Source organism: Thermodesulfobacteriota bacterium, assembly GCA_040753795.1.
Taxonomy (GTDB): domain Bacteria; phylum Desulfobacterota; class Desulfobacteria; order Desulfobacterales; family Desulfosudaceae; genus JBFMDX01.
This window is the reverse complement of sequence record JBFMDX010000021.1, coordinates 49014-69577: the sequence shown is the minus strand read 5'-3', so window position 1 is coordinate 69577 and position 20564 is coordinate 49014. Positions and strand designations below refer to the sequence as shown.

At 58.1% G+C, this 20564-nt stretch carries 15 protein-coding genes; 7 read left to right on the top strand and 8 right to left on the bottom strand.

Features of this window, described 5'->3' with window-relative positions; translation table 11 throughout:
- The first annotated feature begins 230 nt into the window (after nt 1-230).
- Both AB1724_17935 and AB1724_17930 read left to right on the top strand, forming a co-directional pair.
- A complete protein-coding gene (locus AB1724_17935; protein MEW6079691.1) occupies nt 231-2513 on the top strand; it encodes a MopE-related protein in 2283 nt (760 codons plus the stop codon).
- A 219-nt stretch (nt 2514-2732) separates the two neighbouring features.
- Nucleotides 2733-3872, top strand: a complete 1140-nt coding sequence (locus tag AB1724_17930) for a hypothetical protein (GenBank protein MEW6079690.1) — start codon at nt 2733-2735, stop codon at nt 3870-3872.
- Here AB1724_17930 and dctP read toward each other — a convergent pair.
- The 3 genes from dctP to AB1724_17915 form a co-directional block, all read right to left on the bottom strand.
- Nucleotides 3838-5229, bottom strand: a complete 1392-nt coding sequence (dctP, locus tag AB1724_17925; protein ID MEW6079689.1) for a TRAP transporter substrate-binding protein DctP — start codon at nt 5227-5229, stop codon at nt 3838-3840. The genes AB1724_17930 and dctP overlap by 35 nt on opposite strands.
- A gap of 323 nt (nt 5230-5552) precedes the next feature.
- The gene (locus tag AB1724_17920) at nt 5553-6230 is read right to left on the bottom strand and encodes a hypothetical protein (GenBank protein MEW6079688.1); all 678 of its coding nucleotides are present in this window, start codon (nt 6228-6230) and stop codon (nt 5553-5555) included.
- 25 nt (nt 6231-6255) lie between these two features.
- Nucleotides 6256-6699 carry a DUF6036 family nucleotidyltransferase gene (locus tag AB1724_17915; protein ID MEW6079687.1) on the bottom strand — a complete coding sequence of 148 codons (444 nt, stop codon included), beginning with the start codon at nt 6697-6699 and terminating at the stop codon, nt 6256-6258.
- Here AB1724_17915 and AB1724_17910 point away from each other — a divergent pair.
- Complete coding sequence (locus AB1724_17910) at nt 6698-6862, top strand: hypothetical protein (GenBank protein MEW6079686.1); 165 nt, start codon at nt 6698-6700, stop codon at nt 6860-6862. The two genes, AB1724_17915 and AB1724_17910, sit on opposite strands and share 2 nt — an antisense overlap.
- A gap of 358 nt (nt 6863-7220) precedes the next feature.
- Here AB1724_17910 and AB1724_17905 read toward each other — a convergent pair whose 3' ends face one another.
- The gene (locus AB1724_17905) at nt 7221-8585 is read right to left on the bottom strand and encodes a hypothetical protein (GenBank protein ID MEW6079685.1); all 1365 of its coding nucleotides are present in this window, start codon (nt 8583-8585) and stop codon (nt 7221-7223) included.
- Complete coding sequence (locus AB1724_17900; GenBank protein MEW6079684.1) at nt 8578-11733, bottom strand: BadF/BadG/BcrA/BcrD ATPase family protein; 3156 nt, start codon at nt 11731-11733, stop codon at nt 8578-8580. The genes AB1724_17905 and AB1724_17900 overlap by 8 nt, the downstream gene beginning before the upstream one ends.
- Before the next feature lie 293 nt (nt 11734-12026).
- On the opposite strand from AB1724_17900, the gene sppA reads away from it, so the two are divergent.
- Nucleotides 12027-13052: a signal peptide peptidase SppA gene (sppA, locus tag AB1724_17895; protein ID MEW6079683.1), complete on the top strand. Its 1026-nt coding sequence runs from the start codon at nt 12027-12029 to the stop codon at nt 13050-13052.
- 105 nt (nt 13053-13157) lie between these two features.
- Here sppA and AB1724_17890 read toward each other — a convergent pair whose 3' ends face one another.
- Entirely contained in the window at nt 13158-14762 is a 1605-nt protein-coding gene (locus AB1724_17890; GenBank protein MEW6079682.1) for a hypothetical protein, read from the bottom strand.
- 191 nt (nt 14763-14953) lie between these two features.
- Between AB1724_17890 and cls the strand changes: the two genes are divergently transcribed.
- From cls to AB1724_17875, 3 genes are all read left to right on the top strand, one after another.
- Nucleotides 14954-16396 carry a cardiolipin synthase gene (gene cls / locus AB1724_17885; GenBank protein MEW6079681.1) on the top strand — a complete coding sequence of 481 codons (1443 nt, stop codon included), beginning with the start codon at nt 14954-14956 and terminating at the stop codon, nt 16394-16396.
- Nucleotides 16397-16417: 21 nt separating this feature from the next.
- Nucleotides 16418-17551, top strand: coding sequence for an SPFH domain-containing protein (locus AB1724_17880; protein MEW6079680.1), 1134 nt, complete (start codon nt 16418-16420; stop codon nt 17549-17551).
- 167 nt (nt 17552-17718) lie between these two features.
- Nucleotides 17719-18870 (top strand): hypothetical protein, encoded by a 1152-nt coding sequence (locus AB1724_17875; GenBank protein ID MEW6079679.1) that lies wholly within the window; start codon nt 17719-17721, stop codon nt 18868-18870.
- 46 nt (nt 18871-18916) lie between these two features.
- On the opposite strand, the gene AB1724_17870 is transcribed toward AB1724_17875, so the two are convergent.
- Both AB1724_17870 and AB1724_17865 read right to left on the bottom strand, forming a co-directional pair.
- Nucleotides 18917-19855, bottom strand: coding sequence for a methylenetetrahydrofolate reductase (locus tag AB1724_17870; GenBank protein MEW6079678.1), 939 nt, complete (start codon nt 19853-19855; stop codon nt 18917-18919).
- The gene (locus AB1724_17865; protein ID MEW6079677.1) at nt 19852-20541 is read right to left on the bottom strand and encodes a methylenetetrahydrofolate reductase C-terminal domain-containing protein; all 690 of its coding nucleotides are present in this window, start codon (nt 20539-20541) and stop codon (nt 19852-19854) included. The genes AB1724_17870 and AB1724_17865 overlap by 4 nt, the downstream gene beginning before the upstream one ends.
- Nucleotides 20542-20564 lie beyond the last annotated feature (23 nt).

Sequence of the window (20564 nt, the reverse complement as noted above, 5' to 3'; positions counted from 1 at the left end):
CCGGTGACGCCGACGGCGCGGTCAACGGGATCATCGTGGACCCGGCCGGCCTGGCGGCGGAAGCGGAGGATGGTTCCTCTCCCGGCCATAAGGGTGGCGGAGGCTCCAGCTGCTTTATCGGCACCTGTTCGGGAATTTAATAACTGGCCTCGTAGAAGCTGATCTTTCATGCGTGATATTGATTTACAGGGGAAGGTTTTCGACCAGGAACTTTACAGGGGGAGGTGGCCATGAAAAACAATCAAAAAAATCGCTTTGCCGTATTTGTTTTTCTCGCGCTTTTCTGTTTGTCGTTTCTGCTGATGCCGGTCCATGCCGGGGCGACCGTCTTTTATGTCGATAAAGACGCCACTGGCGCCGGCAACGGGACATCGTGGGCGGACGCGTTTATTTACCTGCAGGACGCTTTAGCCGCGTTTGCCGTTGCCAACCCCGGGCCTGCTATTACCGGTGACGAAATCTGGGTAGCGGCCGGGACCTACTACCCGGATGAAGGCAGCGGCCAGACCGATAACAATCGTTACTCTACCTTCACTCTCCCCAAATACGCCAGACTCTACGGCGGATTTGATGGCACTGACGGCATCGGGGGCGGCGCTCTGGAAGCCTTTCTGTCACAGCGCGACCCGGGAGCAAATGTTACGGTTTTAAGCGGCGATCTGACCCAGAACGACATCGGCTTTACCAACAATACTGAGAACGCTTATCATGTCGTTACGGTCAACATCGCTTCGGGGCGTTATGTTCTTGACGGTTTTACGGTTAAGGCCGGGTATACAGCCGGAGCTGGCGGCGGAATATACATTTCCTCCATCACCCCGACCAGCCTGGAAATCAAAAATTGCACGATTACGATGAATTACGCGGGCACAGATGGCGGCGGCATGTATGTCAGTTCGTACGCCAGCCCCATTCTCACCAATTGCATTTTCACAGAGAATACCGCCGGCGATAGCGGTGGCGCCATTTATGTGGGCGAGAACCTGGTGATGGGCCTGAACTGTAATCCAGTACTGACCGATTGCAGCTTCAGGGCCAACACCGCGTATTATGGCGGCGCCATGTATAATGACGGTTTTTTTACCGATGGCGAAGTCAATCCGGTTTTGACCAACTGCGTTTTCAGCGGCAACAGCGCTATTTATGGCGGCGCCATGTATAATTACAGCTTTTGCTACTGCGAAGTCAGTCCGGTCCTGACTAACTGTACCTTCAGCGGCAACAAAGCCAGCAGTACTTTCAGGGGTAACGAAATTTACAATCTGTATAGTACGATAGGATTTGGAAGCGGCCCTCAAGTCATTCCGCCGCATATGATCAACTGCATCGTCTGGAATGATTCCCCCATATTCAATAGCTCTTCCAAGGCGACCTTCACTTACTGCGATATCAAAGGCAGCGGCGGGAGTGCCTCATGGAATACGGCTCTGGGTACCGACCTGGGCGGTAATATCGATGCCGATCCTCTGTTCGTTTCCCCGCCTGATCCTGCCGGCGCGCCCACCACCGCGGGCGACGTGCACCTTCTGGAAGGTTCGCCCTGCATTGACACGGGAACGGCGACCGGCGCGCCGGCTACTGATATTGACGACAACCCCCGCGATGCCACGCCGGATATGGGCGCGGATGAATATCTTCCGGACACGGACGGAGACGGCGAGCCGGATCTGACCGACGGCTGTCCTTATGATCCGTTGAAAACCGATCCGGGTATCTGCGGTTGCGGCACGCCGGATACGGACAGGGATTTTGACGGGGTGGAAGACTGTAACGACGGCTGCCCGAGTGATCCGGCCAAAACGGCTCCCGGCCTCTGCGGGTGCGGCACGGCGGACACGGACAGGGACGGGGATGCCTCTCCGGACTGCCATGACGCCTGCCCGGACGACCCGAATAAAATGATCGTCGGTATCTGCGGCTGCGGCGTAGCCGACAACGACAGCGACCTGGATGGGACCATGGACTGCAATGACGAATGCCCGGATGACGCCGATAAGGTCGCGCCCGGCGCCTGCGGCTGCGATATTCCCGATCTGGATGCCGACGATGACGGTTATTACGCCTGCGAAGAGTGCGAAGATGACAACGCCGCCGTGCATCCGGCAGCCATGGAAGTCTGCAACGACGGCATCGACAATAACTGTAACGGCGCCGTTGATGAAGGCTGCGACACCTGCGTCAATGCGGATGGAGACGGGTATTGCGCGGATGTGGACTGCGATGACAACAACGCCGCTGTCCATCCGGCCGCGGCGGAAGCCTGCAACGACGGCATCGACAATGACTGTGACGGCTCCATTGATGAAGACTGCTGCACTGACGCCGACGGGGACGGCTACTGCGTGGGTGATGACTGCGACGACACCGATCCTTCCATAAATCCCGGGGCAGAGGAAATAAGGGGCGACCTGATTGACAACAACTGCAACGGCTTTATGGATGAGGTGTTTGGAGACGGTGACGGGGGTGATGACGGCATCGTTTGCTTCATCAACACCATCACAAACAAATGATTATGTTCCGAATAAAAGATAAGGCCGGGAGTGCTGGATGGGTTGCCTCCCGGCCTTATCTTTATATTTTCCCAGCGGCGTCCCATCCGGCGTTTGCCAAATTTCAGCCGGAATGCTATTGTTTTTAAACCGGAAAACGCGAACCGCGTCCGCATCCGGATGCCCTGAAACAGCCTGTTACCAGGATAAACCCGCGCCTTCCGCGGATATGGAGGAGACATGTCCGACCTGAAATACAACATCGTCTTTGAGGGGAAAGTTCAGGACGATTTTGACGCCGCCGACGTCAAGAGCAATATCGCCCGGCTGTTCAAAATTTCCGAAGAAAAAGTCGAGCAGCTTTTCAGCAAGCCGCGGGTGGTGCTCAAGGCCGGCGTGGACCGGCCGACGGCGGATAAATACCAGGGCCTGATGGCCAAAGCCGGGGCGGTCATCTCCATTGAAGAACAGCCCAAAACTGTCCCGGCCAGTGCGTCGGAGCCGCCGCCGGCGCCGACAGGTCCGGCCAATCCTCCGACGCCTCCGCCAGCCCCGGTAACACCGGAGAAGCAGGCTGTCGGCCCCATCTGGGGAAGAAAATACGAAGGCGGAACGACGGACACGTCTCCGGGCACACAACCGTCTCCCGCTCCCGGAGACGCCGGGTACGGATCCCTGGAACGGGGCATGGCCGGGGACTATCACTTTGCCATCGGCGAAACCCTGTCCGAGGCCTGGCGGAAAGTCCGCGGCACCAAAGGGACCATTGCCCTGGCCTATCTGCTCTATATGGGCATCATGATCGGGGTGGGTATCGGGACCACATTGATACAATGGATCTTCAGTGCCGTGGCCGGCAACACCGGCGGCGTCATTGCCGAGCTCCTGGCCATGGTGGTAAACCTGGCGGTGACCGCGCCGCTCATGGCCGGACTCTTTATGCTGGGTGTCCGGATTGCCGTGGGTTCGCCGGCCGGGGCCGGTTCCATGCTGGGATATTATGACCGCACCGGGCCGCTGCTGCTGACCCTGGTCCTGATGTATCTGATGATGATGCTCGGATTTCTGCTGCTGATTATCCCCGGGATTTATCTCTCCGTAGCCTACTGCCTGGCCCTGCCCCTGGTCGTGGACAAAAAGTTGAGCCCCTGGCAGGCGCTGGAAGCCTCCCGCAAGGCCGTCTCCCGGCGCTGGTTTTCCGTCCTCGGCCTGTTTCTGGCTATCGGTTTCCTGTTCTTGCTCGGAGCCATCCCCCTGCTGATCGGCCTGATCTGGATCATCCCCATGAGTTTGATCGCCATGGGAATTCTCTACCGGAATATCTTCGGTGTCAGTTCGATACCGGTTACCGTTTTGCTCGGTACGCTTCCAGGGCATTGACGATCTCGGTCATCAATTCTTTTGAAAATGCCTTTCCGGCCAGTTTTTCACGGACGGCGGTGTTCGCTTTTTTGATGGCCAGCATGTCCTCGGGAGAGAGGGTGACGGTCTTCATGCCCAGCTTGGTTTCGAAGGCCTGGATACTTTTGGCCTCGTAGATCCTGACCTGACTTTTCCACTCCTTTTCCAGGGCGTTAAATTCAGCCACCAGCATTTCCTGGAGATTGAACGAGAAATTGACGGAGTAGCCGAACTGCTTCCGGAACTTGTCTTTGGTATGAACACTGACTAAAATCGCTCCCGGCGAATACAGCAACTGCGGCTTGACGACATAATTGACGTACTGATAGGTCTGCATGCCCAGGACCCAGGCGGCCGGCGCCAGGGAGACATCGGCCGATCCGGTACTCAGGGCCGACACCATTTCCGGTACCGCCAGCGGCGACGGGGTGATGCCCAATTCCTGGTAGAAGGTCGTTTCCAACAGCCCGAACCAGGACACCACCTTCTGTTTTCTCAAATCGGCCAGGCCGGTTATCTTGTTCCTGGAAAACAGGTAATGGAATCCGCTGTCGACCAGGGCGGCCAGGACGTAGCCCTTTTCCTCAAAAGCCCGGTCAAGCCGCTTTCTGAATTTTTCGAAGATGTAGTCCACTTCCTCATAATTGTTAAAGAGGCCAGGCAGCAGCAGCACGGACGCCTCGGGTGAGGCCGCCAGTACGCCCAGGCTGGAACAGCCGCAGCCATCCAACTGACCGCCGTCCATTTTCTTCAGGACATCCGTATCCTCGCCCATGACCCCGCCGCCGTAAATCTTTACCTGAATAGCGCCGCCGGTCAGCCTGTCGATCTCGGCAATGGTGAGGGTTTCCGGGACATTGATCCAGGGGGTACCCGGCGGCGCCAGGGTAGCGGTTTTAATGGTGACGGGGTTTTCTTTCTTAATCGGCGCGGAAGCCGCCCGCCAGAGGATCTGTTTGACATCCGACCAGGGCAGAACCGGCGAGAAAAGCGCTTCGACGCGTTCCGGCAACTTGTGCAGGTTGTATCGGGAGGTCTGATGCTGATCCAGCAGAAAACCGAACGACCTGCCGACCATCTCTTCCAACCCGGCCTTGTTCACCGCGCCGGAAGTCATCAGTTGCTTTAACTCCTGCTGCTTCCGCGCCAGTTCCGGACCGTAGTCTTCGCCCAGCCACATGGCCTTGAGGCTGTCATTAACGATGCCATAAAGTTCGCTTCCGGCTGTATCCGCTGCGCCGGCAGAGGGCATCGGTCCATAGATAACGATCATGAGAACAGCCGCGGACAACACCCGCGTCAGCGTTTTCCCGGACAACGATTCCCTGATACGCATAGCCCACCTCCTGATGATCGATGATAAGCCCTGATTTACCACAGCAGTCCCGGCTGGAAGAAACTTTTTGATCCGATATAATATGGGCATCTCTAAAAATTAGAATTTTGGTTCGAGGTCAAGGCGTGCGAGAATTTTAACCGGAGGAATACATTTTAGTATTTCGAGGATTAAAATTTGAGCACAACGCCGACATCGGGCCAAAAGGCAATTTTTAGAGATGCCCATATATCTTACAAGATCGGCAATAGGTGTCAATGGTTTTGAAATCCGCGTTGTCCTGCGTCTTGCGAAAGCGCCTCAGCCAACTTGTGAAATTCAGGTCAACCCGGTTCTTTGTGAATAAAGCAATAGATGATGGTCAGCAGAAACAACAGGGCGATCAGGCCGCTGAACATCTCATTCAGCACGGACCGGTGGAAGAAAGCGGCCGCCGCCAGCGGAACGCAGACGACAGCGGCCCCGGCAATAACACGGGAATAGAGACCGCCCCGGGAAAAATAAGGAACCAGGAGAAGGAAAACCAGGGTCAGACTGCCCCACTTGGCCCAGGTCATCATGTGCAGCCGGGCCAGGCAGGGCCCGATATCCATGGATGCCAGATTGGCGGTAATGCCCAGGAGCTGAATGTTTTCCAGGGCGTCGGCCGCCAGGGCGACTCCCGCCAGGCCCATGGAAAGATAAAACAGCTTCCGCCCGGTGATCCGGGCGCAGGTCCGGGAAAAGGCGGCCAGAAAGGCCGCGTATAAGACCATGTAGATATAGTCCAGCCGGTTGCCCAGGTCCATGGCCCTGACGATTTCCCGCCTCCGCGGCGAGTCTTCTGATCCAAAAATGGTTTGAACGTCGTCCGTCGTACGGACAAACTCAAAGGCGATGATCGGGGTGACAAAGCCCGTCGGCAATGAGGGCAACCTTGAGGGGAACACGCCCAGCAAAACTACGCTCATGACGATCACCGCCAGTCCGATTATTCCGGGCACGAAAAACGGTCGGGTCATATGGCAATCTCCGTCGATATCATGCTCATCGGGACAGGAGGTCGACATCGATCATGTCCTGGGGGCGTCCGGAAGCAAGTTTGGCGGTTATCAGGTCTTGGCGGGATATGATAAAGACCGGCAAATCGTCAAACCACACCGTTTCACGGCGTTCCCAGGCTTCGGAAAACGTCAGCCCGGGAATCCCCATAAGCAGGTCTACACGCACGGGCGGCACGCCCATCTGATAGAAAAAACCGTCTTCTGTAAAATCTTTTTCTGTCAAACCATTCAGCGGCGCGCCAAAGAGTTTAAGGGAATGGTACACGGCGGCGGCGTTTTCCGGCCCGGTTCGGATCCAGAGATCAAGGTCTTTGGTATATCGCGGTTCAGCGTATTGAATCAGGGCGTAACCGCCGATGACCAGATATTGAACGTTATTGTCGTTGAAAATTCTCAACAGTTCGCTGAAGTCGGAGTTGACGAACATGGTATCCTTTCACCCGCCCGGCGTGCACAATCAATTCCCAGGCGGCGTCAAAGCGGGCTTTGGGTTCCTGTCGCTGCCAGAACTCAATATCAAAGGAACGATCAAGGTCCTGGATACGCCCTTTTCTCATCATGGTAAATGGTTTCACCCCGGCACCTTATGATCTGGTTATGGCAAATGCCTATAATGTTACTTTACCATAAATTTCAAATATTTCAATACTCTTTTTCCGGCGCTGCCCCCGCCCGTTGCAGCGCCGCCGAGCGCGGGCGATTTTTTCGGAAAAAGCGGGCAGACTGTCCGAGCGCCGCAACCCGAAAAAACACAAAAAAATGAGCAATAATAAGTCACACGGAAATCGACTCCAGAGACGATTCTTAAGCGAGTTTCTGCCCGCGCCGAAAAAATTGCCCGCGCGAGGGGAGCCACGCCGGTGGCGTGGCCAAGCTGCCGGGCAATGTTTCTTTTAGTCCTTTTCTTTGCGCCAAAGAAAAGGACACATATAAGATTAAGAGAGACATTCACCTTCCCTGAAGGAGTATGTCTCTCTTCTGATAACACTGCTCGGCAAACACCGCCATCTCCGCCTCCAGGTTGGGGTTGGGCGAATCTCCGAAAAACCCATGGAGAACCGGAAACATGGCGTCCGGATCGCGGCGGCGCAGAGCGGTCGCCAGGGAATCGATCTTGGCCGCGGCCACCCCCTCCTGCATGCAGGTAAAGGGGCCGACATGGAACATGCCGGACAGATGGGCGCCGTTACGGGAGCGGACCCGATCGTTCATCAGAAAATAAGCCAGACCGATGCTTAAGGCCGCCTCCCCCGTAATCTGGCCGTGAAATTCTCCGGCCTCTTCCAGGATACGGATCAATTCATCGGCTTCGGGCAGAACGTGCCGGTCGGACAAATGGGCCGCCACCGGTTCCGCCAGTTCTTCCCGGGTTTTTTCGATTTTCCGGTAATTGGCCCGATAGAGCACCAGCCGCAGCAGCGATTGCGCCGCCCGTTTGAACTGCCTGCCCCGAACCGCCCATTTCCAGGCGCGCCGCATGACGCCGACATTGGTTATGTTGATATATTCGATCCATTCCATGACCGGCGGCCGGATCATCTCCAGCCCCTTTTCTTCCAGCCGTTCGATCACGTGGGACGTGTAGGGATCGTGCTTGCGCATGTAGATTTCCCCGGCATAAAGGACCAGGGGATAGCGCCGGCCGCGGTCGTATTGCCGGAATTTCTCCAGGGTCGAAGCGGCCCATTGCCGCAACCGGGCCATGTCGCCGCCGGCTTCCAGGACCGCCACCAGTTCGTCCAGGCATTGTTCCTTGAGGCGGTTGGCGGCCGCGCGGTCTCCGGCATAGGGCCGGTACCGCAGCACGATGTCGTCCAGCAGATCACTGGCCAGCACCGCTTTCATGACCAGGCGATAAAACCGCATCTTTTCGCGCAGGGAGTAGCCCTCGCCCAGCAGATCGGTGTAGTTGGTCTCGGTGGTGGGCCCGGCCACGGGCACCTTTTCAAACCCTTCCCTGTCCATGAACTGCCGCAGCACTTCACCGTACTTGCCGAACCGGCAGGGACCGCAGGTGGTCGGCAGGGCCAGCAGATAGCGGTTTTCCGTGGTCTCCTTGCCCAGGCGCCGGCTTTCTTCGGCAAGAAAGCTCAGGGTGTCGCCCACCACCCCTTTTAGCGGAAAACAGGTCTCGGTGTAGACATGCTTGTCGGCCATACGGAAGGCGTCCTCCCCGGCGGTGGGCAGGGCCCGGCTGTCAATGCCGAAATGCCGCATGGAGGCGGCCAGGACATGGCTGATATCCCCCATGTACGGAATCAAAAAAGTGCGGTGCCGCAGGGCCTTGCCGTAGACGCCGTTGTTTTCAGCCATGATAGACCCCCCCGACCACCCGCTCGAAGGCCTCGGTCCGGGTGACAAACGGCGCGTTATTGGTCTGGGCGTCCGTCAGCAGGGTCAGCATGGGCTTGCCGGCCCGTTCCTGGAACCGGTCTTCCTGAAACAGCTTCATGCTGTCCGGCCCGCAGCCGAAATTCATCATGCGCACCGGAAACAGATTGGCGCTGCCGGCGATAAACCGGTGGGCCTTGAGGATATCGACGCTCTCCACCCAGTATTCATTTTTCGCCATATCGTGAATGGACAGATGCTGATAGCGGTGATGCAGGAAAATCTGCGGGAGATAGTGCAGCCCGCGCAGGGCGGCGAACATGCTGCCGGAATTGGAACTGGCCTCGGGATCAAGAACCACGTAGTCCCGGCCCACGCCCACATAGGCGATTTCCCCGGCGGTCCGGGCCAGGAATTTATCCCCCAGCCCGGCCAGTTCCCGGAGGAACTCCGCTTCGGCGGCGTCGGCCCGGGCCAGGGCCCGTTTCATCCGGCGGCGGTCAATGGCCAGGCCGAGGCGCCGGAACTCCCTGATGAAGGTCTCGATCAGGGCCTCCGGTTCGCCGAACTCCAGGACCGGCAGGATCTGCCGCTCTTTATCCAGGGCCAGTTCGCCGTTGATCAGGTAGGGTTCGGATTCGGTGTAGACGCAGTATTTCAGGCTGGGATCACCGGCCACCTCGACAAAGGCCGGATTATAGAGGAGTTTTATCCCGGGATGATCCGCCAGCACCTTGGCGTGACCCGTGGCCAGCTTGCGGGCAATGCAGAAACTGGTCTGGGAATGGTCCACACCGATCCGGGCGATCTGCTGATCGCTTCGGGGTGTAACCACCGGATGCAGGCCCAGGCCGGCCAGCAGGGCGGCGCTCCAGATGCCCTTCGGGCCCAGGGTGGAGGTGCTGCGACGCACGCCGATGGTCGTGCCCGCGGACGGTGTTCCGTTCAGCAGGGAACCGTATCGTTTAAAATGCTTTTCGTAAACGGAATGATAAATATCCACGTAATTGGGCCGGGGCTTGCCGGTGGCCTCCGAGTTTCCCCGGGGGCAGAACCCGTTGCTGATAATGGTTTCCTCGCCGATCTTGAAAAGATGAAGCCCGCAATCCCTGATTCCGCAGGACTGGCTGCCGAAGACTTCCCGGCAGCTTCTTTTATTTTTGTCAAAGGGCATATCCATCACCGACCAGCCCCGGAAGGCGGTATCCCAGGCAGCGCCGCCTTCTTTCTCCAGGGACTGAATCTCCCGGATCACATCCAGGGCCGCGCCCCAGGCGCCGAATATCTCCCGGTCGGGATAGGCGTACAGGGTCCTGCCGGTGACCTGGCTCAGGGCGGCCAGAAACGCATCGCCCAGACAGGGCCCGCCCTGGGCCGAACAGGACTCGCCAACCTGCTGGGCCCCGCCGACAAACTTGTAAAAATAACTGGCCGCGGTCCCCCGCACGATGGCCGCCGCGATCTCTTCCCGGGAGAACCCCTCGGCAATGAGCCGGTTTTCGTCCATTTCCATGAAGACGCCGCAGGTGGCGTCGATAATCGGCACCCGCTCGGCCCGCAGGGCGTAGTCCTGAAGGGTGGAGGTGACATCCAGCCCGATCAGGTCGGCCATATTTTCCATGGTCTGGCCGGAGCCCGCCTGGCAACTGTAATTCATCTTGGCGTTACGCACGGCCCCGGTCTCGGTATTGAAGGTGGTGAACTTCATGTCCTGGCCGCCGATCTCAAAAATAGTATCGATACCCGGATTATAATATTGTACGCCCAGGGCGTGACAGGTGATCTCATCCGTCACCCGGTCGACGACCGCCCGGCCGTTCTTCTTCAACTCCTCGGCCCGTTTCCGGCTGATAAGAATTTTCTCGTACAGCTTGCGGGCCGATCCGGTGACGCCGATGCCCCTGACGATCACGTCCGACTGGTGGCGGCCCAGATACCGTATTACTTTTTTCAGGCTGCCTTCCGGGTCTCCGTGGGTTTTGATGTAGAGTTTATCCAGTAACCGGCCGGAGGAGAGATCGACCAGAGCGCCCTTGGTGGTGGTACTGCCGCCGTCGATCCCGATGACGATCTCCCGGCCGGCCAGGGTTTCATCCTTACGGTTTGGCTCAATTATCCTGACCCGGTCCAGATGATGATAAAGCGGCTCGGTGTATTTGCGCTGCCGCCGTCCATATTCCCGGGCCGACTCAAGCTGGCCGGGCGTGAAGACAAAATCGCTGTTTCGTTCCCTGGCCGCGGCAGCCGCGCCGATGGCCCCCACGTTTTGGTACCCTTCCGGCCGGGCAAGCGCCACGTCGAGAAATTCAGACAGGGCCCCGAGCACCAGCTTATTGGCGACAACGCCGCCGGTGGCCATGGCCCGGCGGCCTTGCAGGGACTCATTGCCCATGACGTCGATTTTGTAATTACGGGCCACGGTCCGGAAAAGACCGGCCAGGTTATCCGCCCGGTTGGCACCCTCGTTCTGCTTGTGGATCAAATCCGACTGAATGACCACGCCGCAGCGGGCCAGAAACTCACTGGGCGATGAAGACCTGGCCGCCTCTTTTTCCGCGGCTGCCAGGATGGCTTCGTCCATCTCCTGGAGCAGGTCGGCCCGGCGGTCCTGGGCGCTTTCCCGTTGATTCGCGTCCAGGCCCCCGGATTTTTCCGGATCGACACCGGCGACTTCATTTTGAAACAGGCGCCGGCATTGTTTCTGGATCAGGGTCCCGGTTCCGCCGCCGCATTTGGAACCGGCTTTCCAATCCTGCAAAATCGTCCGATCCTGCAGCCGGCGAAGCCGGAAGAAATAAGCGTCCTTGGCGCCGATATGGATGACGCATTCCGCCTCCGGATTCAGAATGATGGCCCCGGCAGGAATGCTGACGCTGTCATAAAGACAGACCGCGCCGGGCATGACCTCCGGAAAAAATTCCGCGCCGCTGCCCGTAAAAGCGGTCGCCTGGATGGTGTCACGCGGGAACCGGCCGACGACATCGGCCCAGGCCCGGCGGATGGCGCTGATAGGGTCGGCGAAATGCATGAACGGACGGGCGGAGTAGGCCACGGCACCGGAGCCGTCAATGACGGCATAATGAACGGCGCTGCTGCCGACGTCAAAACCGGCATAGTAAGAACGAGTCATGGGTCAAGTCCCCAGGGTATATTTTGGAAAGGAAAAGTATAGGCAATCGACCGGTGGCTGTCAATTGCTTTAAAATCGGTTTAAATTAATTTAAATCATTAACACAGGAGAATGCCCCGCAGGGGCACGGGGATATTCCGGTTGACCTGTAAAAGGCGGCCTGAAGGCCGGCCCTGCGGACAAACGTGCCATTCTTTTTTCTGAATTCGGTTGCGTTTTTATACAATATGATTCAAAACCGATAATGCACAAACGGCATGGTCAACACGTCTGATCCAAAAGGAGTTTTCATAATGTGTAAAAAAATTATATCCATCGACGAAAAACCCGGTTTTCTGAAGGCCGTTGTTCTGGCCATCTTCGGAACCGCCCTTTTTCTTTCAACCGCCGGATGCCTTCCGGGCATCAAACTTCAGCCCGACGCCACCGTCCCTTTGAGGGAATACACCCTGGAAGGAACCGGCCGGGAAAAAGTGGCCGTCATTAACATCAATGGCATGATTACGGACAAGACCGAAGAAAAATTCATGTCCGGTAAAGAACCGAGCATGCTTCAGGAGACCATCGCCCAGTTGAAACTGGCGGAAAAGGATCCGGACGTCAAGGCGGTAGTGTTGAAAATCAACTCCCCCGGCGGCACCATCACCGCCAGTGATATTTTGTATCACCGCATCCTGCAATACAAGAAAGCCACCGGCGCGACGATTATCGCGGCCCTGATGGACGTGGCGGCCTCGGGGGGATATTACATTGCCCTGCCGGCCGATCAGATCATTGCCCATCCCACCACCGTTACCGGTTCCGTGGGCGTGATCTTCGTTACGCCTCAGGTCTATGAACTGCTGGACAAGATCGGCGTCGGCGTCAATGCCCGCGTTTCCGGGCGGAACAAGGACATGGGTTCTCCCTTCCGCGCGGCCACAGAAGAAGAGGACGCTATTTTCAACGCCCTGATCCGCTATTACGCGGATCGGTTTATGTCCCTGGTCAAACTGCATCGCGACGGCCGCGGACTGACCGTTGAGAATGTGGAGACCGCCCGTATTTTCACTGCCGACGGGGCCCTGTCGGCGGGCCTGATCGACCGCATCGGCTATCTGGAAGAGGCCATCGCCGCGGCCAGACAAATGTCCGGTCTGCCGGCCAACGCCCGGGTGGTGGTCTACCGCCGGACCGCCTATCCCAACGACACCATCTACAACTCGCTGTCGGCCCAGTATGAAGGCAACGGCCCGGCGCTTGTCAACGTGGACCTTTTGAATGCCCTGCCCGTTTGCGAAGCCGGATTCTATTATCTGTGGTGGCCGAGAGCGCCGTAACGGAAGGGTTCAAGGGGTCGAGGGGCGTGGAAGGTACCCACCACTTAATCACTTAAAACTTAATCACTTAAACACTTAAAACTTAATCACTTAAACACTTAAAACTTAATCACTTAAACACTTCCTACAGGCGCTCGCGAAATCCTCGGGGTAGTGACCGTTGATCCAGCGGAGCTGGGCCTCGCTGAAGGCGCCGGGGGATTCCGGCAGCCGCGGCAGAAAACTGTAGATCAGCCGCTGATCCGGTTCCGTTGACGCTATCCGGCCGGCATATTCAATGGTGGTAATCATCCGGGCGCCCAGGCCGCCCAGTACGCGCACCGCCGTGTGAATCCCCCGGTCCAGGGATCGCCGGGTCCCGGTATCGGCCTGAAGAATATTGGCCACCGGTTTTACGGTCATCAACTGCAGTTCCCACTGGGAGGTCTGGGCCTTGGGAACGAACAGGAGCACGTTATCATCCCGATAAACCGCCAGACTGCTTTCTCCCGAACGTCCGTCGGTGCGGGTATTGTTGTCAATCGCCTCCAGGTATGCCTCGAAAAATTGCCGGCCGGTCTTCCGGAAATATTCTTGAATGAATTCCGCTACCAGGTCTCCGCAGGAATAGGACGGAATCTGCTGCCCGTCTAAAGTCTCCACCTTGGCCGGAGTCAGGGCGAACTGCTGATGGGTCTGCTGATGGGAAGCGTGAAGACGATAACCGGTCGGAGCATAATCAAAGCCGAAATTCCAGCCCCAGACCGTGGCGTCAAAAGGCAGGGGCCGATCTTTATCCGCGGCGAAGGCGGCCTCCAGAATCCGCCCCCGCAAGTGTTCCAGGTCTCCCTCCGTCAGGGTCCGCCGTCTTTCCGGAAAATCCAGGCCCAGTATTTCCGCTATTCGGACGAAAGTCCGCTGGTAATACAAATGACGCATCCCCCGCACGTCTTCCGGCGTCAGGTCGCTGATCCGGTAGCGGACGGCGTCATCGGCCATGTTGGCGGCATAATGGCCCCAGGGGATGTAGCTGTTCCGCCGCAGGTATTCAAAGACGTGGCCCGAATCCTCCCCGCGCCACTCCGCCGTGATTTCGCTGCCGCCCTGGGCACCCGGACGCAGTACCATGACCCGCTTGTAGTCATCGGGAAGCCGGGGGTTGTTGGCCACGGCTTCAAACAGCTTTTCATTCCTGATCTCCGGCCGCGCCGGACCGTTTTCACTGTTGGAATAATAAAGGCCGGCAGGTCGACCGGAAGTCCGATCCATCACGAAATCGCAGCTGATGGCCGCCAGCCTTACCAGATCATCCGGATCGGTCGTGGTCGTCGCCAAAGCCAGTTGCAGCGACTCCGGCAGCAGCGCCAGCAGAAGGTCGGGGTTGCCGCCCCCGCTCCACTGGCCGACCGTTTCCATGAACGAAACCCGGGGAGGACTTGGCAGACAAATCCGTTCCGGCGCGGCGGCGTTTTTATCCGCCCAACTTCCGGCGATATAGGTCACCCCCCGGAAAGGAAAGGGGTTACGAATCTCGTACACCCGATCGGCGTTCTCTTCGATCACATCCTTGGCCGGGAAGTTGGCCTGATTGGTATAAGGTCGTCTATCGCGGGTAATCCCCAGCGTATCAACGTAATCCTTTTCCCGAAAGTTCGCGACCCGGAAAGCGGCCCGGTGAACCCCCACGACAAACCGGCCTTCCGGCGCCACGCAGGTAGAAAGTTCTATCATTCTGGTTTCCTCGTCATCTTGCCCCTTAACCCTTGAACCCTGAGCCTTAAGCCTTGTACCTTAAACCCTGAACCTTAAACCTTAAACCTTTTTAAACACACGAACCACTGGACATCCATACACAAATTGATTTATATCATAGATAAACACCCAACCAATCCAGATTTTATAAATCCGACAGGTTTATGCCCTTGGAACTGCTGAAACCGACCCTGACAATCCTTATCCCCGCCATCGAAATTCTGGGTATCCTCACCGCCATGCACGCCATCCTCTTTATCCGGTCCGCCCAGGGCGCCATCGCCTGGGCCATTACCCTGGTGGTCGTGCCCTGGATCGCCCTTCCCCTTTACTGGGTTCTGGGTCGCAACAAGTTCTTCGGCTATATCGAGTCCCTGCGGGCGGGTAATATCCAGTCCCATCACCAGCTTGACCGGACCATCAAACGGATGGAACGGTATGCCAGCCCCATGGACGGGAACCAGATTGGAATAAACGCCGGTGACGAAGTATACGCCAGTCTGGCCGGCATTCCCTTTACCGGCAACAATACCGCCGAACTGCTGATCAACGGCCGGGCAACCTTTGACGCCATGTTCCGCCGCATGGACGCAGCCAGGCACTACCTGCTCCTGGAATTTTTCATTGTCCGTGACGATGAGATCGGCACCAGGCTTCAGGAACTGCTGATCCGGAAATCAGCGGAAGGCGTCAAAATTTTTTTTCTCTACGACGAAATCGGGTCCCGTAACCTTTCCGACAAATATATAGAAAGGCTTCGGGACGCCGGCGTGGAGATTTACCCCTTCTTTACCACCCGGGGATGGTATAACCGGTTTCAGATCAATTTCCGCAATCACCGTAAAATCGTGGTGGTGGACGGACAGACCGGCTTTGTGGGCGGCCACAACGTTGGCGATGAATACCTGGGCAGAAAGAAAAAATACGGGGCCTGGCGAGACACCCATGTCATGGTCGAAGGCCCGGTTGTACTGGGCGTCCAGCTGGCCTTTGCCGCCGACTGGTTCTGGGCGGTCCGCAGAAAACTGGAAATCGCCTGGAATGTGCATCCGGCCCCGGCAGGCGGGATGAATATTCTGCCCCTGGCCACGGACCCCAGCCAGTCGCTCGACACCTGTCTGCTCATGTTTCTGCACGCCATCCTCTCGGCCAGAGACCGCGTCTGGATCGCCAGCCCCTATTTCGTCCCCGATAACGCCATCATCAACGCTTTGCAGGTGGCTGCTCTAAAAGGCGTGGATGTCCGCATCATTCTTCCCGGCCGGCCGGACAAAAAAATCCTCTACCTGGCTTCGTTCTCCTTCTTCCCGGCCTTGCTGTCCGTTCCCGGCATCACGGTCTACCGGTATTCTCCCGGATTCATGCACCAGAAAGTCATGATCATCGATGACCATACGGCCATCATCGGCAGCGCCAATTTCGACAACCGCTCTTTCTATCTGAACTTTGAAATGAACCTGGTCATCAAAAACAGGGAATTTACGACCCGGGTGGAAAGAATGCTGCAAGACGATATCGGGCACAGCCGCCAGGTCATCTATCCGAGCAAGAAGACGTCGCTCCTGTTCAAGCTGATGGTGAGGCTGTCCAGCCTTTTTTCACCGATCCTGTAATACCAAACTGGAGGGTTCAATATGGGAACCAACAACCTTGTTTTTCTGGAAAACCTGGAATGGCTGGATGAAAGCGGCAAACAGCTCGTTCACCGCCTGCCGGAGACCGGCTCCGGAGAAATCAAATACGGCGCCCAGCTGACGGTCAGGGAAAGCCAGGCCGCGGTTTTTTTCTACCAGGGCCGGGCCGTGGGTGCTTTCGGCCCGGGGCGGCACACCCTCAAGACGGCCAACATCCCGATCCTGACGAAAATTCTCAGCCTGCCCTGGGGCATGTCCAGCCCTCTCCGGGCCGAGGTTTACTTCACCAACCTGAAGACGTTCACCAACCTCAAATGGGGCACCCGGGACCCGGTGGCTTTCAAGGACGCCGAACTGGGCCTGGTGCGGCTGCGGGCCTATGGCGTTTTCAACATCCGCATCGTCCAGCCGGTGCTGTTCATCAACAGCCTGGTCGGCACCCAGGGCCGCTATACCACCGACGCCATCGAAGATTATTTAAACCAGGTCATCGTCTCCCGGTTCAACGACCACATCGGCAGCCGCATCAAGACCATCCTGGAGCTGCCCTCCCGCTATAACGAACTGGCCGACGGCCTGGTCCTTTCCCTGAAGGAGGATTTCGGCCGGTTCGGGCTGGCCCTGACGGAGTTGTACATCAACGCCATCACCCCGCCCCCGGACGTGCAGGCCGCCATTGACGACCGCAGCCGCCTGGGCGTATTTGACGACATGAACAAGCTCATGCAGATGAAGACCGCCATGGCCATGGAAAAAGCGGCCCAGGGAGACGGGTCCGGCGCCGGTGCGGGCATGGGCATGGGGCTGGGCGTCATGCTGCCCGGCCTGGCCGCCCAGTATATGGCCACCGCGAAAAACGGCCCCGCCGCCGGACCGCCGACCGTAGCCTGCGCCGAATGCGGCAGCCCCATCCCGGCCGACGCCAAATTCTGCACCCAGTGCGGACACCAGCAGATCATCTTCCAGAAATGCGGCAACTGCGGCAAGAACATCACGCCGGGGGCCAACTTCTGCCCCCGCTGCGGCCACTCTACCGCCGAAAAGCGGCTACCGGTCAAATGCACCGGGTGCGGCTTTGAAAACCTGGCCGACGCCCTTTTCTGCAACCAGTGCGGGGAGAAACTGACGCTCTGACAGGGACATCCCGCCATGAATGATAAAAGAACAACTGGGGGGCTGACGCCTTCCGCTACACACCGGAGGCCGTCATCCAGTTTCAGGTAACCCATCAATGCCCCCAGTGCGGCGCTCCGGTCACGCTGGGCGAAGCGGACCGGTTCTTTATCTGCGGATTCTGCCGGGTGCGCTCCTGCATCGATCAAAAGCGCTATTTCCGCTACCGGTTCGAGCCGTCGGCTCAGGCGGCGGAACACAGGGAACTCGTCTTTATTCCCTACTGGCGGTTTAAGGGAACCCTTTTCTACGCCACCCGGGAAAAAGGCGTAGCCAATCAGTTTCTGGACATCAGCCGCATCGCTCTTCCTGCCGGTATCAACTTTCTTCCCGCCTCCCTGGGCGTGCGTTCCCAGGCCCTGCCGCTGAAGCTGGTCTCGGCCGACCATCAGGGCCGATTTCTGACGCCCTGCCGGTTACAGGAAACAATGGATGAATTCGACCGGGTCAACCAGGTTGTACGACTGAAAGTGGCTACCATCTTCAGGGAATACATCGGTGAGACCGCCAGCCTGATTTATTCGCCGGTATACGTCGAAAACAGGCAGCTCTATGACGCGGTCCTGGATCAGCCCTTGAGCCTGGCCATGCCGGATGACCGGGACGTCCGCGACATGGACACCTGCCGGCCGGAAGGAGAAACGATTTTTATTCCCGGTCTTTGCCCTGACTGCGGCTGGGACCTGGAAGGCGCCGCCCAGTCCCTGACCCTAACCTGTCTTAACTGCCGGAGCCTGTGGCGGCCGCGCCGCGGCGCGCTGGTCCGCGTCCGTTTCGGACTGGTGGCGTCGGACAACCCGGACGCGGTCTATCTGCCCTTCTGGCGCATGGAGGCGGACGTGGCCGGCGTTCCCCTGGCTTCCTACGCGGATATGGTCAGACTGGCCAATCTTCCCCGGGTCGTCCAGACGGCCTGGGAAGAAATGCCGCTGGCCTTCTGGTCAACGGCCTTCAAGGTGCGCGGCGACATATTTCACCGCCTGAATCAGCAATTGACCTGTGCCCAGCCGCGGACGGACCTGGCGGAGACCATCACCAACCGCCGGCTTCACCCCATCACCCTGCCGGCCGCTGAAGGACTGGAGAGCATCAAGATCACCCTGATCTCCATTCTGCGGCCGCCCGAAGACTGGCTGCCGCGATACCCGGACATCAGCGTCTTTCCCACCCGCGTCACCCTGGTTTTCCTCCCCTTTGAAGACCGCCGCCTTGACCTGTATTACCGCGACATCAATCTCAGCATCGACAAGAACGTCCTGGCCCATGCCGGCAACCTGTAGACGGCCCAGCCACCGGAAATCCCTATCAACCCGATCAAGGGGAACATTACACCGCCGGCCGGGGAAGCATGCCGGCACGTTCGGCGATTTCCGGGACCTTTTCCTCCCATTCGATGGCCATCAGATGAACGCCGGCAACGCCTTCCATCTCCTTGAACGCTTTGATCTGTTCCAGGGCGAAGCGGATGCCCTCTTCCGGCTGGGCGGCCTTGTCCACGCCCTTTAGTCGTTTGATGAGCGCGTCCGGAATGTCCATGCCGGGAACGTTTTTTTTCATGAAGTTGGCCATGCCGGCGCTCTTCATGGGCGTTACCCCGGCCAGGATATAACATTTTTCATGGAGCCCCATATCCACCGCCATTTTCATGAACTGGCGGAACTTGTCCATGTTGAAAATGCACTGGGTCTGGATGAAATCGGCGCCGGCGGCGATTTTGTTGGCCAGGCGGTATACCCGGTATTCAAAGGGGTCGGCAAAGGGATTGCAGGCGGCGCCGACGAACATCTTCGGCGGGCCGTCGATCGCCTCTTCTTTATCGTTCATGAATTTTCCCTCATCCCTCATTTTAGTCACCAGCCGGATGAGCTGCATGGAGTCGATATCGTGCACGTTCTTGGCCTGGGGATGATTGCCGAAGGTCTGATGATCGCCGGACAGGCACAGGATATTGCGGATGCCCAGGGCATAGGCGCCCAGGATGTCGCTGGTCAGGGCCAGCCGGTTGCGGTCCCGGCAGACCATCTGGAAATTCGGCTCCAGCCCCTCGTGAATCATGATATGGGAGGCCGCCAGGCTGGACATGCGCACCACGGCCGTCTGGTTGTCGGTGATATTGACGGCATCGACCTTGCCTTTCAGGTAGCCGAATTTTCTGGTCAGATGGTCCACGTTGGCGCCCTTGGGCGGACCGCATTCGCCGGTAAAGGCAAAATGCCCGGCTTTCAGCACCTTTTCCAGATTACTGCCTGATTTATATTCCGTCATGGGGTCTCTCCTTGTGGGTTTTGGATCAGCTCTTCCCGGATGCTCCGCCGGGGACCGCCGTCCCTGGCCGTGCGCCAATCCCTGGCGTCCTGCACCTGCAGCAGATCCGCCAGACGTCCGTGGGCCATCTTCTTTTTCACGATGGTGTCCCAGACGCATTCGGTCTCTTTGGACACTTCACAAACGCCGCCGGAAGATCCGCCGCAGGGACCGTGCAGAAGGCTTTTGGCGCACCGGGCGATGGGACATAACCCGTCGAACCGGTGAATGATACAGGTACCGCAGCCGGCGCACCGCTCCTCCCAGACCCCGTGACGAACGGCGCCGCCGTAGAAGGTGGTGTTGACCGTCGGGAAGAAACGCCGGTCCGGGTACATCTCGGACAGGAACTGCGGCCCCACGCCGCAGGCCATGGAGAACACCGCCTCATAGTTATTGACGTCCTCCCGCAACTGTTCGACATACTCCCGGTCACACTGCCTTTCCAGCACCCGGGTATCGATATTCAGCGGCTGCCCATCTTTTTTCCTGGCAATCCTCATGGCGGCGGCCAAAATCTCCACCTCCTTGGCGCCGCCCACGTTACAGACGGTAACGCATCCCTTGCAACCGACCAGGAGGATGCTGGCAAACGGCGAGGCCATGGCCAGCAGCTCTTCCATGGGTTTGCGATCGGCAACGATCATGGTTCACCTCTTTTTTGAATTCG

What these genes read in the sequence shown, in the direction of transcription:
- AB1724_17890 (MEW6079682.1), bottom strand. Translation starts at nt 14,762, where the DNA reads ATGATAGAACTTTCTACCTGCGTGGCGCCGGAAGGCCGGTTTGTCGTG.
- sppA (MEW6079683.1), top strand. Translation starts at nt 12,027, where the DNA reads ATGTGTAAAAAAATTATATCCATCGACGAAAAACCCGGTTTTCTGAAG.
- AB1724_17865 (MEW6079677.1), bottom strand. Translation starts at nt 20,541, where the DNA reads ATGATCGTTGCCGATCGCAAACCCATGGAAGAGCTGCTGGCCATGGCC.
- AB1724_17870 (MEW6079678.1), bottom strand. Translation starts at nt 19,855, where the DNA reads ATGACGGAATATAAATCAGGCAGTAATCTGGAAAAGGTGCTGAAAGCC.
- AB1724_17920 (MEW6079688.1), bottom strand. Translation starts at nt 6,230, where the DNA reads ATGACCCGACCGTTTTTCGTGCCCGGAATAATCGGACTGGCGGTGATC.
- AB1724_17880 (MEW6079680.1), top strand. Translation starts at nt 16,418, where the DNA reads ATGGGAACCAACAACCTTGTTTTTCTGGAAAACCTGGAATGGCTGGAT.
- AB1724_17930 (MEW6079690.1), top strand. Translation starts at nt 2,733, where the DNA reads ATGTCCGACCTGAAATACAACATCGTCTTTGAGGGGAAAGTTCAGGAC.
- AB1724_17900 (MEW6079684.1), bottom strand. Translation starts at nt 11,733, where the DNA reads ATGACTCGTTCTTACTATGCCGGTTTTGACGTCGGCAGCAGCGCCGTT.
- AB1724_17915 (MEW6079687.1), bottom strand. Translation starts at nt 6,699, where the DNA reads ATGTTCGTCAACTCCGACTTCAGCGAACTGTTGAGAATTTTCAACGAC.
- AB1724_17935 (MEW6079691.1), top strand. Translation starts at nt 231, where the DNA reads ATGAAAAACAATCAAAAAAATCGCTTTGCCGTATTTGTTTTTCTCGCG.
- AB1724_17905 (MEW6079685.1), bottom strand. Translation starts at nt 8,585, where the DNA reads ATGGCTGAAAACAACGGCGTCTACGGCAAGGCCCTGCGGCACCGCACT.
- dctP (MEW6079689.1), bottom strand. Translation starts at nt 5,229, where the DNA reads ATGCGTATCAGGGAATCGTTGTCCGGGAAAACGCTGACGCGGGTGTTG.
- AB1724_17910 (MEW6079686.1), top strand. Translation starts at nt 6,698, where the DNA reads ATGGTATCCTTTCACCCGCCCGGCGTGCACAATCAATTCCCAGGCGGC.